The sequence below is a fragment of the Levyella massiliensis genome (assembly GCF_000308275.2).
Lineage (GTDB): Bacteria > Bacillota > Clostridia > Tissierellales > Peptoniphilaceae > Murdochiella > Murdochiella massiliensis_A.
Map to the genome: position 1 here is coordinate 321,293 of NZ_HG529491.1, position 11,847 is coordinate 333,139.

Below are 11,847 nucleotides of genomic sequence, written 5' to 3' on the forward strand. Positions count from 1 at the left end.
CTTAAATGCTTTTTATATCTTCCAAGACTCAGCCGTTTTCCGAGCCTGAAGGAACCTGGAATAAATACCGTCTTTGGCGGCAAGTTCGTTATGTGTGCCACTCGCCACTACTTTGCCTTCATCAATCACTAAAATTTGATCGGCGTTTTCAACTGTTTTCAAGCGATGAGCAATCATAATGATGGTTTTATCTTTCATTAAGCTGTTCATAGCCTGCTGAAGCTTATCTTCGTTTTCCGGATCGACATTGGCTGTTGCTTCATCGAATATGATGATGGGCGCATCTTTGAGGATGGCTCTTGCAATAGAGATACGCTGTTTTTCACCGCCGGAAAGAGATGCACCGCCTTCTCCGATTACCGTTTTATAGCCTTCCGGCAGACTCATGATAAAATCATGGCAAGCTGCTTTTTGAGCAGCTTGAACGACTTCTTCATGCGTGGCATTCATGTTTCCAAATTTGATATTGTTTTCAATGGTGTCTTGGAACAAATAGACGCTTTGGAACACCATAGAGATCTGATCCATCAAAGAGGTCAACGTATAGTCCCGAATATCATGTCCTCCAATTTTGATGCTTCCTGCATTGACATCCCAGAAACGGGCAATTAAATTACAAACCGTTGTTTTCCCGGATCCAGAAGGGCCTACGATGGCCGTGGTTGTTTTTTCCGGAACGGTAAAGCTTACATCATGCAAAATTTCTTTGCTTCCATACGAAAAGTCAATATTTGCTACCTTTATGGAGGCTTTTTTCGGACGGATGTCTTCACCATGAATATCCATAACCGGCATCTGTTTTAGGTTTTCTACCTGATCAATAGAACTGGATACCACACGCAAAACAGCCATAGATGAACCGGCGGAATCAATCTGGGCAAAAATCATAAAGGAAATGATAACGGACATCAGAGCATTTTCCGGAAGCATAGTTCCTTGCACGTAAAGGTAAATAGCTGCAACGATAATCAAAATGCTAAAGAGCTTTAGCACAAAATCCTGGGCCATATTGTAAGGCGTAAACATTTTTTCAATAGCAAGGTTGGTCTTCTTGTTACGACGAATTGCCGCATGAACCTTTTTATCACCTTTCCCTGTCAGATTAAAGGATTTAATAATGGACATTCCCTTAATCTGTTCAAGGACGGCTTCCACCAGTTCTGCTTGCGCTTCTTGGCGTTTCGGTGCAAGGTGTGCCGTCTTTTTCTCCATCGCCGAGGTAACCCACAAATAAATCAGTGTACCGACAATAACGATGAGACCGATACGCCAATCCCAGATCAAGGTTATTAAAGTAAACACAAAAGCATTGAGAAAGCCTCCCATGATATTGATCAGCACAACCGGAGCTGTGTTTTCTACATCACCGAGAACCGTAGTAAGCGTTCCTACAATATTGCCGGTGTTTGCTTCATCAAAATAGCCCATAGGCACGGTCTTCATTTTGTTTGCGACCGCAAGTCTCTGCCGAGCCACCATGAAGTAGCCGGCATGCGTTTGCTCGAGCTGAGCAAAGTAGTTGGTAAGAGCACGTCCGAAGATGCTGATAAGGAGAAAAAGGAGTGCCAAAAGAGCAGGGTTTATGCCGATATCTTTTCCCAGCATCCCTAAGATGACAAAGTAAACAGCACCAATTTGAAACATATAGAAAATGGCAAAAAGAAAGGAAACGGCGATGGACTTTCTAATATTACCCTGTTCCTCTCCGGCAAAATGTCCTATTTTTTTCAGTGCGTTCAACATGTTATTTGCCTCCTTTCGCGCCTACATGAGCAAGCCACATACTTTGATAGAGCTTTGACTTTTCAAGCAGCTCTTGATGTGTGCCATGATTTTCGATTTTTCCTTCTTCTATGACGAAGATTTGATCGGCTCCCGTGATGGTGGAAAGTCTATGAGCGATTGCGATAACGGTCTTCCCCGCAACAAGTTGTCCCAGTGCTTGCTGCATCAGCACTTCATTCTCGGGATCAATGTATGCTGTTGCTTCGTCGAAAATGACAATCGGGGCGTTTTTAAGCATGGCGCGCGCAATAGAAATCCGCTGACGCTCACCTCCGGAAAGATGAGTGCCTCCTTCTCCTGCAATCGTGTCATAACCGTTTTCCAGATTCTCAATAAAGTCATGACAGCCCGAGAGCTTCGCAATGTGCTCCACGTCTTCATCCGTAGCACTCAAGCAACCCATGCGAATGTTGTTGCGAATGCTTTCGTTAAAGAGAAAATTATCCTGAGATACAAAGGAAACGCTGTTATAGAGTTGTTCTAAGGGAACCTTTTTCGCATTGATGCCACCGATAGCGATGCTTCCTTTTTCCACATCCCAATAGCCGGCTATCAGTTTTGCTAAGGTCGATTTGCCGCCGCCGGATGGACCTACAAATGCATTAAAGCTCCCGTCTTTTATGCTTAAAGAAACATCATGAATAATTTCTTTGGCATCTTCACCGGATTCATAGGAAAAAGAAACATGATCAAGAACAATGTCGTGTTTGTTGAACGATATCGGGTGTTTTTCATGCTGCTGCTCTTCGGCAGCTAAGAGCGCATCAATCTGACCGACAACCGTTCCCACCCGAGCCAAACTGTCCACAAAATTCATGGCAGCCATCAAAAGGCCCGAAAGGGAGAAAGAGAGGATCACCGTCGTCAAAAATGTGCCTCCGTCCAAACTTCCACTTTGATAAAAAAGATATCCTGCCGGCAAAACAGCAAGCAGCGTTGTAGGAAGTATCGATTTAGACAGCGACATTAAGAACTGAACGCTTTTCATCCAGTCGTAGTAGTATTGGGCATTTGCGAGAATTTTCTCGGAAAACTTGTGATAGCTGCTCTCTCCTTGATTGAAAGCTTTAATAACTTCAATGCCTCCGGCATATTCCGCAATAGCGGCATTCATCTGAGCGCCAACCTGGACCGAGCCGGCATATTGCTTGCCGTAGCTTTTCATAATGATACTCATAAAAAACATTCCGATCGGAATGGATACCAAAGATAACAGTGCCATGCGCCAGTCCAGTACAATGAGATAAATCAAAATACAGAGCGGCCCCACCATATTTGCCGTCATTTCCGGAATAAGATGAGCAACCGGACGCTCCAAACTTTCCACCTGATCTACAATGAGCTGCTTCCATTCACCGCTGGGTGTCGCTGTTACTTTCCCCAGCGAGAGTTTTGGAAGCTTGTGCAGCATTTTTTCGCGCAGTTCCTGTAAAAGTTCAAAAGTGGCTTTATGGGAAACGGAAAGCGACAGTGAATATAGAACGGATTTCACGGCATAGCCTAAAAGCCCGACAACGCAGGCTTTCATATAAGCACTGAAGTCTGTCACACCATTAAATAAGTTTGTCAGAACCTGTCCCGCAACCACGTAGGGAACGATACCACCTAAAACTCCAAGTACCGCAAGACTCACAGAGAGTTTTAGTCCGGCGTGCTGACTGGCAGCCAGTTCCCACAGACGCTTTATGGGACTTTGTTTTTTCATGTTTTTACCTCCTCACGATCACATATAAAGCAAATTAGATAACTAAGTCATCTCTTGGATAAAAAAATATAGAGCTACGGGCTGCGGTACTTTTCCCAACCCGCATTGAAAAAATTAGACATCGTCTTTGCCATACTGAGAAGCTGTTCTTTATCGGATGCGTGTACAACGAGTTCAGAGATGGCGTTGAAAAATGCATGATTGATGATATGGACACTTTGCTTGGTCATAATGGAATCCGCGTTTTCTTTCCCATGGATCATCTCTAAAATCGACCAGTCATTACGATCCTCAATTTCGATGAGTTTATCTAAGAAATGCTCATACTTTGTGCCATAGGATTTAAAAATAAGAAGCTCAAAGATATCTTTATGTGCATAGAAAAACTCAACACTTTTAAGCGTCCCTTCTTGTTTGAGTTCAAGAACTTTTAAGATTTTTTCTTTGGGAATGGGAAACTCCGTGCCGTAGGTGGAAAAACTTTCTTTTTCGTAGTAGTTATAAATTTCATTGATCTTATCTGCTAAAGGCTCTACCAACTTTGCAAACAAATCTTCCTTATCTGTAAAATGCTTATAGAAAGCTCCTGTTGTCACGCCAGCTGATTTACAAATTCTTCTCAAATTTGCTTTTTCATAGCCTTCCTCCAAGAAGGCATCTAGACCACTTTTTAGTATGTTGGCATGAGTTTCTTCAAAATTACCTGTAGTCATAGATCCTCCCATCAAAAATAGTTCTTGCTTAGATAACTAAGTTATCTAAATATTACACCCAGCTGTTGCTATCTGTCAAGAGAAATATTTTTACGTCAATAATTATGACCAGAAGAAGGCCTGATTTTATATGATCGGGATGCTATTTTTCCTATCGAATTGTTTTCGTGCCCCCCATACCTATTTTTCGTACCCCTGCGTATGAGTTTCGTACCCTAAGCGGCTGTGCCGTTAAAATGTATCAAATATGGCGTTTTGTTCTCATAAACCTTATTAATTTCAGTTTTACCAACTGTACCAAGTCTTGTAAGGAGTTCTGATACATCAGCAGGAGTAAAGAACTCACCACCTGATTTACCTGCATTTGATGCATACATTGTCATGAGGTATTCATAAGCATCACCAAATGCATCAATATCGTGGTTCTTAACATCACCAAGATTCATATCAGCCACACCATCAAGAAGCTTGCAGAGCTTTTCGTTTCTCTTTGCTACTGTAGAGCCAAGCTTATTACTGTTTACATCAAAGTCATCAAAAAGACCTGCAAAATCAGATTCCGACTCACTGCCTTTTGCTGACTCTTCAATATGACGGAATACCTTCTCAAGTGTTTCATTAAGGTTCTCATCATCTTTAGCTTTTGCTCTTACATTACAGAAAAGTTCTGACGGAAGAATAAAGAAGCCTTTTTCTTCAACAAGACTCTGTCTTGCTTCTTCCGCATCATCGTCAGACATCTGTGCGTAATCGAATTCAGTATTGCCGGCTTCAATTTCACCTGCGTTAATATAGTTAGTAATGTTTTCAGAAATATATCTATAGAACATAGTGCCAAGCACATAGTTCTTAAAGTCCCAACCATCTACTGCACCACGAAGTTCATCAGCAATTGCCCATATAGCACGGTGAAGTTCATCACGTTCCTGTTCTTTTTAAGTATCTAGGGCCATTATATTATTCATCCTTTCAGTTATTTAACCCATTCTGCTTCCAACGCACTGAAATCAATACCCTGCGTCTCGCAGAATTCTTTAATTTTTTTCATAGCTGACATATTAGGCTTGGTCTTTCCACTTTCCCAACGGTTGATAGAGGAAAAAGACACACCAAGTTCTCTTCCAAGAGCCTCCTGTGACAGAAAGCATTTTTGACGAATTTTCTTTATTTCTTCCGAACAGGTCATCTTATTTCATCTCCTTACCTATCCATTTCAATGATATGGCATAAATTCATGTTTTTCCTATTTCCTGCAGCTATTTTATATAGTCGCAGGAGATTTTTTCTAAAACCGCCAGATTACACCCTCCGCCATGGCTAACAAGTAGAAGGCAAAAAAACTTTTAAGACAGGTTAAACAATCGTCTTTTTCTTTTGCCTGTGATTTAGAAGGAATAAGCCTTCTAGAAAAGGAGGATCAAATATGGATCTAGAAAAACTGCCAAAAGCACTAAAGAACAAGCATATCTTTTGTTCATGGAAGTACGAGCACCAAGAAAACGGCAGGCTCACTAAGCCGCCTTATAACCCTATAACGGGAAAGAAAGCAGCCATAGACAGCTTAAGTGATTTTAGCTCGCTCGATGCTGTCATGAAAGTGAAAGACCAGGCGAAAGAGATCATTTCCCATTTCAAGCACGCTTATATCGAATACAGCCCAAGTAAGCATGGCTTTCATATCTTGTTACTGTTTAATGGTACATACGATAAAAAGGCTTATTACATTAAGCACGGTGTATTACGCAAGCACTTAGCAACAGATCTTATTACCAAAGTATCACCTGCGTTTTATGACCTAAAGCCAAGAAGTAAACGTTTTAGCTAGTTCGTTGACGAAATCATGAGCGGAGATTGCGAGACAGAACTAACCCAAAAGGTAAAGTCCTCTCATAGGGAACTTGAGCAAGCAAAAGCAAGATTGAATCCCTTGAAACCTTTATTTCTAAAGCACAAGAAAAATGTCTTAACGTAGATTCTTTCTTGAAATTAGTACGACAATACACAGACATACAAGAACTTAATGCAGAAATTATTCGAACCTTTGTAGATAAGATTTATGTTGAAAAATCTGAAAAGGTACCCGCTATAAGAACCGAGAAACAAACCCTCTGGATACAGTGGAATGTATGAGTGCAGCCGATATTCCACGCCATAAGTAAAATCGGCGTAGCCGATATTACTATCGATTACGCCGATACTTTTTTAGAAATTAAATTCCTAAGGGATTCCCCTCCTCTACGGAGGATGCCAACCATTCGCTCTAGTTCAGTGCCTGATATGCCGTAATAATGCCGATCTCGTAAGCATCCTGCTCGGAGCAACCACGAGAAAGGTCGTTAACGGGCTTGGCCATACCTTGCAGCAACGGTCCCAAAGCGGTGTAGTTGCCCAAGCGCTGTGCAATCTTATAACCAATGTTTCCGGCTTGCAGATCCGGGAAAATAAACACGCGCGCTTTACCGGCAACGTTGGAACCCGGCGCTTTCTTCTTGGCTACCGTCTCATCCCAAGCGGCATCCAACTGCATTTCGCCGTCCACGTTCAGATTCGGATAGTTCTTCTTGGCAATCTCGGTAGCCTTGGCTACCTTCTCCTGCTCCGGCGAGCTTGCCGAACCATAGGTCGAGAAGGAAAGCATGGCAACATTCGGTTCAATATGAAACACTTTAGCGGTTTCTGCCGTCTGATAGGCAATATCCGCTAACTCTTCTTCCGACGGAGAAATGTTGACCGCCGAATCCGCAAAGAGCAGACGTTCTTTTTCATCCGGAGAAATCATGATGAAGCAGCCGCTTACCAGTTTCGCATCCGGCTTTGTCTTAATGATCTGCAGACCCGGACGAATCGTGTCACCGGTCGGGCCATCTGCACCAGAAACCATACCGTCCGCTTTACCCATATAAACGAGCATTGTTCCGAAATAGTTGCGATCTTTCAGCATCTTATGCGCTTTTGTTTCATCAATCTTGCCCTTGCGGCGCTCCAACAGCGCCTGCAACATGGCATCGTAATCCTCGTAATGTTCGTAATCAATGAAATCTAATCCTTCCAGAGAAAGACCCTCTTTTTCTGCCAGTGCTTCTACCTCGTCTTTCGGTCCCAACACAATGGGATGGAGAATGCCGTCTTTGGCATGACGCACTGCCGCACGCAGAATACGCGCATCCGTACCTTCCGGATACACAATGCGCAAATTTTTACCCTTTATGGCTTCCGCCGCTTCCTGAACAATACTCATAAACTCTCCTTTTTCTGTTCTCGACCGTTTGTCGGTCTTACCCGTTGCTTTACTTTTACCCGAATCCGTTAAGGCAACAAAGATTTTTTTTGGACGCCTGTCCGTTCCAGTCGCTTTTCTGCCGCAACGGCAAAATCAGCGTTTCATCGCTTCCTGCAACGCCACTTCCTCTTCCGGCGATAGTTTCTGCACCGGCTCACCGGTGCGTACTTCTTTCGCAAAGGTCGTCGTTCCACGGCGAGAGTACAGCGTGGTCAAAATCAAGCCGTTGCGATATTCATCCAAAAGAACCGCGGTAAAACTGGTGTCCCCCGCCACATCATCAAAGGCATTGTAGCGATATAAATAAATTTTCTGGATCGCCATCGAAAGCTGTTCGCGAATGCGCGACGATTCCCGTTTCATCTGATCGCCGGTCTCCTCGCGGAACAAAGTGATGCGGGAATCCGTCTCCTTTTCCAGATGATCCATTTTGCCGCGCAGATCCTTCTCCAGGCCATCCGCACGCTGTTGCGAAGACTTGTCCATCGCCTCCAGCGTCTCGTGCATCTCCTGTTGCTGCGCCCGTTGCGCTTCCTGTGCGCGTTGCTCCATGGTTTGGAAGCGATTCTGCGTCATCGTCTGCAGACCGCCCAAGCGCTCATTCCAGCCTTCTTCCACCTGCTTAAAACGCTGGGCGGTATCGCCCTCAAGCTGCGTCAGGCGGGCGTTTGTCTGTTCCTTTTGCTGCGCCACGTCTTTTTCCAAGCTGTCAAAACGCACGAACGCATCCTCTTCGTTCTTACGCACCTGACGCACAATGGACTGCGAAAACTCATTCAGTTGACCGCGCAGCGCCGCCGTTTCACGCTTCACCGTCTCCGCACTCCCCTTTTCCGCGGCATTCAGACGCTCCTTAACTTCCCCATCCAGGCGATTCAAGCTCTGCATCACGTTGGCTGTGGTCTGGCGCATTTCATCCGTAATTCCCTTTGACACGGTTGAAAAACGCTCATTCACATACGCGCTCTGATCCGTATCGGTCCGTGCCATCCATTGTTCCACATGATACAGTTTTTGTTCCGTTTTACTACGCTCCGCCTTAAACTTTTCCAACTCTCCGGAAAGGCCGAGCAAATATTCTTCAATATTGATGTCCGTCTGCCCCCGCAACAATAAATCGTAGCGACGACGCAGTCGATTGAGCTTCTTATTGGTGCTGCTCGTCATGTAGAAGCAACCCAACACGACTAGCAGCGTAAGAAACATCAATAGTATGAAAATGATATTGGGCATGATTGGTTCCTTTCAACGTTGTTCCGGCAACAGCAACCGTTCCAACAGACGATTTAAATCTTCTTCATTATAACAGGATACCTGCACACTCCAACCGCGGCGCCGCGAAATCACAGAAACTTTTGTGCCCAACGTCTCCGACAAACGCCGCTCCAGATCCTCTGTAAACACATTCGGTCGTTTCGGTTGGCGACGGCGATGCTCCACATCCTGTACGCTGGAACGTCCCTCCACCAATAACTTGCGATACGCCGCACGCTTCTTAAGATCCTTCTCGGCCAGGAGCGTTCTGCCCTGCGATGAGGTAAGACGGCCATCTTTCAACGCTTCCAAGGTTTCTTCGTCCAGCTTTAACAGACGAATCGCATTGGCCACATAGGGGCGTGATTTTCCCAACGCATCCGCTAATTCCTGCTGCGTCATCTTGCGCTGTTCCATAATGTTCTGATACGCCACGGCTTCTTCCACGGGCGTTAAATCCTGTCTTTGGACATTCTCCACCACCGAAAGCAGCGCCTGTTCCTCCAGATGCTCCTCCCGCAACACCACCGGAACTTCGCTTAGTCCCGCCTTCTTTGCGGCACGATACCGACGCTCCCCCGCAATGATGCGATACGGTGCATGGCCCGGCACGGTATATTTTTCCACCACGATGGGCTGCAGTATCCCATAGCGACGTACCGACTCCGTCAGATCCTCCAGCGCCTCCGGATCGAAGGTTTTACGCGGCTGATCCGGGTTCGGCTCCACCATGCTTATCGGTAATTTCTGTATAGAGCGAAGTACGGTTTCAGCAGTCGTTGTTTTTTTCTTTGACACGGCCTTTTTCGGCGGCTGCTCTTGTTTTTCAGCGGAAACAGCTGTCTCTTCAGCGGGTATATCCTGCGAAATCAGCGCCCCCAGGCCTCTTCCCAGTCCTCGTTTACGCGCCATGGTCACTCCTTTTCTTCCTGCGTATTCGCATGCTTCTTCTTCAATTCTTTTGCCAATTTGATGTAGGCCTGTGCGCCCTTGGAATATTTATCATAGGTCACCGCACTCTCCCCAAACGACGGCGCCTCCGCCAAACGCACATTGCGCGGAATTTCCGTTTCAAATACCTTTCCCTCAAAATAGCGATTTACTTCACTGCGTACATCCTGCGCAAGATTAGTGCGTGCATCGTACATGGTAAGGAGAATGCCCTCCACTTCGAGCGACGGATTCAGCTTTTCCCGCACCAACGACAGCGTATTCACCAGCTGACTGACACCTTCCAATGCATAAAATTCCGTTTGAATCGGAATCAGAACTGCATCCGATGCCACCAAGGCATTCATGCTGAGCATCCCAAGCGACGGCGGACAGTCAATGAGAATATAGTCAAAGTCTTCCTGCACATCCTTTAACGCTTTTGACAGGCAGTGCTGCGGATCCTTTCGCGTGGTTGCTTCAATCTCAAAACCGGTCAGATCCGGTGTCGAAGGCACCAGTTGTAAGGTTTTCTTACGAACCGTCTGCCATACCTCCGACAACGTCGCCTCGCCATTCAAAACAGTATATATATCCTTTTCTACTGCATTTTTATCCAGTCCGAGGCCCGACGTCGTATTGCCCTGCGGATCCAGATCAATGACGAGAACCTTCTTTTTGAAAAAGCCGGTAAAAGCAAGCGCAGCCGCCAGATTTACCACGGTTGTCGTCTTTCCGACACCGCCCTTTTGATTATAGATGCTAATGATCCTGCTCATCGTATCCTCATTTCATATCGTGTTGCCGCTTCAAGGTCATGATCGCATAATCGATGGCCAGATTCTTGGCACGATTGCGAATGGCGTTACGTGATCCGTGCAAATGGTGTTCATAGACCATGCGCTCGCCATCATACATCACACCGATAAATACATGACCGACATCCTCACCCGTCGGTCCCGCATAGCCTGTGGTGGCCAGACACAGTTCCGACCCCGTACGATTGTAGAGGCCCTTCAACATGCTGCGACAAACCGCTTCACTGACCGCCGTATGTTCACGAATACGATCCTTCGAAACGGTTAACACCTTATGCTTCGCACGATCGCTATAAACGACAAAGCTCTGCTCCAATACCGCGGATGCACCAGCCGCATCGATAATTGTTGAAGCTACCAGTCCTCCGGTAATGCTCTCTGCCGTAGAGACCTTTTCGTTGTGATCGGCTAACAGGCGCACCAGCACCTCCGAGCGCGATTCGTGTCCCATGGCGACAATATAAGGATGCAATTTCGCATCGACTACCTGCATCGCATCCAAAATCATGCGATCTGCCGTCCGCTCATACGCTGCCTTTGCGGTGATACGTATCATGGCGCCGTCGTCTTTCACATAAGGTGCAATTGTCGGATTTGTCCCGTTAGCAATTTCTTCCTTTAATATATCATTTACCTGATATTCGCCAAGTACGCCAATGCGCACTTCCAAGGACTTAGTGATGCCTTCTGTTTTTTCCAATAGGATCGGCATCAACGCATTCTCAACCATCGGAATCATTTCCTTTGGCGGCCCCGGAAGAATGACGATATGTCCCTCTTTGCCATCAATGGAAAACGGCACCCATGCGCCGGATGCTGTGCCAACGTGGTTTTCTAATACTTTAGCACCCTTTGGGAACGTATAGACGATTTCATTATCGTGACGCGCTTTTTCTGTATCAAACCAACCATCAATCGTTTCCTTATTATAGGCGCTGACTTCCGTCCCTTGTCCTAAAAAATCGATGACGACGCGCTTTGTAATATCGTCATTGGTTGAACCCAATCCACCTGTCAAAATGACAAGATCCGCCCGAGAAGTGGCCAGCGCTAATTCTGCCTTCAAGCGAGCGTCATTATCGCCGACAACCGAAGTATGAAAGACATCAAAGCCCAAGGTAGCGCAAAGACGTGATAAATATTGCACATTTGTGTTGAGAATATCGCCCAGCAATATTTCCGTGCCGACAGAGATACATTCAACGATCATAATTCCTCTTCCTTTTGTTTCACATGAAACATTACCTGCCAATACCATAATTATAGCAAAGGAGATGCAAAAATAAATTTTTACGTTACGAATGGAATAAAATGAGACAAAATGTTTCATATGAAACACCCAAAAGGATCCACATCTTGAAT

The 11,847-nt window shown here is 45.4% G+C and carries 11 protein-coding genes and 1 pseudogene; 2 read left to right on the forward strand and 10 right to left on the reverse strand.

Annotated features, from left to right (window positions below; all coding sequences use genetic code 11):
• Positions 1–12: 12 nt before the first annotated feature.
• From BN98_RS06410 to BN98_RS06430, 5 genes and pseudogenes are all read right to left on the reverse strand, one after another.
• On the reverse strand, positions 13–1,743 hold the full coding sequence (locus tag BN98_RS06410; protein WP_019190640.1) for an ABC transporter ATP-binding protein: 1,731 nt from the start codon (positions 1,741–1,743) through the stop codon (positions 13–15).
• A 1-nt stretch (position 1,744) separates the two neighbouring features.
• Entirely contained in the window at positions 1,745–3,490 is a 1,746-nt protein-coding gene (locus tag BN98_RS06415; protein WP_019190641.1) for an ABC transporter ATP-binding protein, read from the reverse strand.
• A 74-nt stretch (positions 3,491–3,564) separates the two neighbouring features.
• Positions 3,565–4,203 carry a TetR/AcrR family transcriptional regulator gene (locus tag BN98_RS06420; RefSeq protein WP_019190642.1) on the reverse strand — a complete coding sequence of 213 codons (639 nt, stop codon included), beginning with the start codon at positions 4,201–4,203 and terminating at the stop codon, positions 3,565–3,567.
• Between the two features lie 263 nt (positions 4,204–4,466).
• A pseudogene (locus BN98_RS06425) lies at positions 4,467–5,138 on the reverse strand (type I restriction-modification system subunit M); the annotation flags it as partial.
• A 38-nt stretch (positions 5,139–5,176) separates the two neighbouring features.
• Entirely contained in the window at positions 5,177–5,389 is a 213-nt protein-coding gene (locus BN98_RS06430; RefSeq protein ID WP_019190644.1) for a helix-turn-helix domain-containing protein, read from the reverse strand.
• A gap of 237 nt (positions 5,390–5,626) precedes the next feature.
• Here BN98_RS06430 and BN98_RS06435 point away from each other — a divergent pair, with 237 nt between their 5' ends.
• Together BN98_RS06435 and BN98_RS08220 are read left to right on the forward strand one after the other, a co-directional pair.
• Entirely contained in the window at positions 5,627–6,028 is a 402-nt protein-coding gene (locus BN98_RS06435; protein ID WP_019190645.1) for a hypothetical protein, read from the forward strand.
• A gap of 113 nt (positions 6,029–6,141) precedes the next feature.
• Entirely contained in the window at positions 6,142–6,333 is a 192-nt protein-coding gene (locus BN98_RS08220; protein ID WP_277352327.1) for a DUF4368 domain-containing protein, read from the forward strand.
• 130 nt (positions 6,334–6,463) lie between these two features.
• Here the strand turns inward: BN98_RS08220 and pta are convergent, their stop codons facing one another.
• The 5 genes from pta to BN98_RS06460 form a co-directional block, all read right to left on the reverse strand.
• Positions 6,464–7,441 carry a phosphate acetyltransferase gene (gene pta, locus BN98_RS06440; RefSeq protein WP_019190646.1) on the reverse strand — a complete coding sequence of 326 codons (978 nt, stop codon included), beginning with the start codon at positions 7,439–7,441 and terminating at the stop codon, positions 6,464–6,466.
• A gap of 135 nt (positions 7,442–7,576) precedes the next feature.
• Complete coding sequence (locus tag BN98_RS08010) at positions 7,577–8,716, reverse strand: DUF4446 family protein (RefSeq protein ID WP_019190647.1); 1,140 nt, start codon at positions 8,714–8,716, stop codon at positions 7,577–7,579.
• A 12-nt stretch (positions 8,717–8,728) separates the two neighbouring features.
• A complete protein-coding gene (locus BN98_RS06450) occupies positions 8,729–9,649 on the reverse strand; it encodes a ParB/RepB/Spo0J family partition protein (protein WP_040942769.1) in 921 nt (306 codons plus the stop codon).
• A 2-nt stretch (positions 9,650–9,651) separates the two neighbouring features.
• Positions 9,652–10,446 carry a ParA family protein gene (locus tag BN98_RS06455; protein ID WP_019190649.1) on the reverse strand — a complete coding sequence of 265 codons (795 nt, stop codon included), beginning with the start codon at positions 10,444–10,446 and terminating at the stop codon, positions 9,652–9,654.
• Positions 10,447–10,453: 7 nt separating this feature from the next.
• On the reverse strand, positions 10,454–11,695 hold the full coding sequence (locus tag BN98_RS06460) for a CinA family nicotinamide mononucleotide deamidase-related protein (protein WP_019190650.1): 1,242 nt from the start codon (positions 11,693–11,695) through the stop codon (positions 10,454–10,456).
• Positions 11,696–11,847 lie beyond the last annotated feature (152 nt).

Bases quoted from the DNA above. Each gene is read 5' to 3' on its own strand.
- pta (WP_019190646.1), bottom strand. From the start codon at position 7,441: ATGAGTATTGTTCAGGAAGCGGCGGAAGCCATAAAGGGTAAAAATTTG.
- BN98_RS06410 (WP_019190640.1), bottom strand. From the start codon at position 1,743: ATGTTGAACGCACTGAAAAAAATAGGACATTTTGCCGGAGAGGAACAG.
- BN98_RS06460 (WP_019190650.1), bottom strand. From the start codon at position 11,695: ATGATCGTTGAATGTATCTCTGTCGGCACGGAAATATTGCTGGGCGAT.
- BN98_RS06450 (WP_040942769.1), bottom strand. From the start codon at position 9,649: ATGGCGCGTAAACGAGGACTGGGAAGAGGCCTGGGGGCGCTGATTTCG.
- BN98_RS06435 (WP_019190645.1), top strand. From the start codon at position 5,627: ATGGATCTAGAAAAACTGCCAAAAGCACTAAAGAACAAGCATATCTTT.
- BN98_RS06430 (WP_019190644.1), bottom strand. From the start codon at position 5,389: ATGACCTGTTCGGAAGAAATAAAGAAAATTCGTCAAAAATGCTTTCTG.
- BN98_RS06415 (WP_019190641.1), bottom strand. From the start codon at position 3,490: ATGAAAAAACAAAGTCCCATAAAGCGTCTGTGGGAACTGGCTGCCAGT.
- BN98_RS08010 (WP_019190647.1), bottom strand. From the start codon at position 8,716: ATGCCCAATATCATTTTCATACTATTGATGTTTCTTACGCTGCTAGTC.
- BN98_RS06455 (WP_019190649.1), bottom strand. From the start codon at position 10,446: ATGAGCAGGATCATTAGCATCTATAATCAAAAGGGCGGTGTCGGAAAG.
- BN98_RS06420 (WP_019190642.1), bottom strand. From the start codon at position 4,203: ATGACTACAGGTAATTTTGAAGAAACTCATGCCAACATACTAAAAAGT.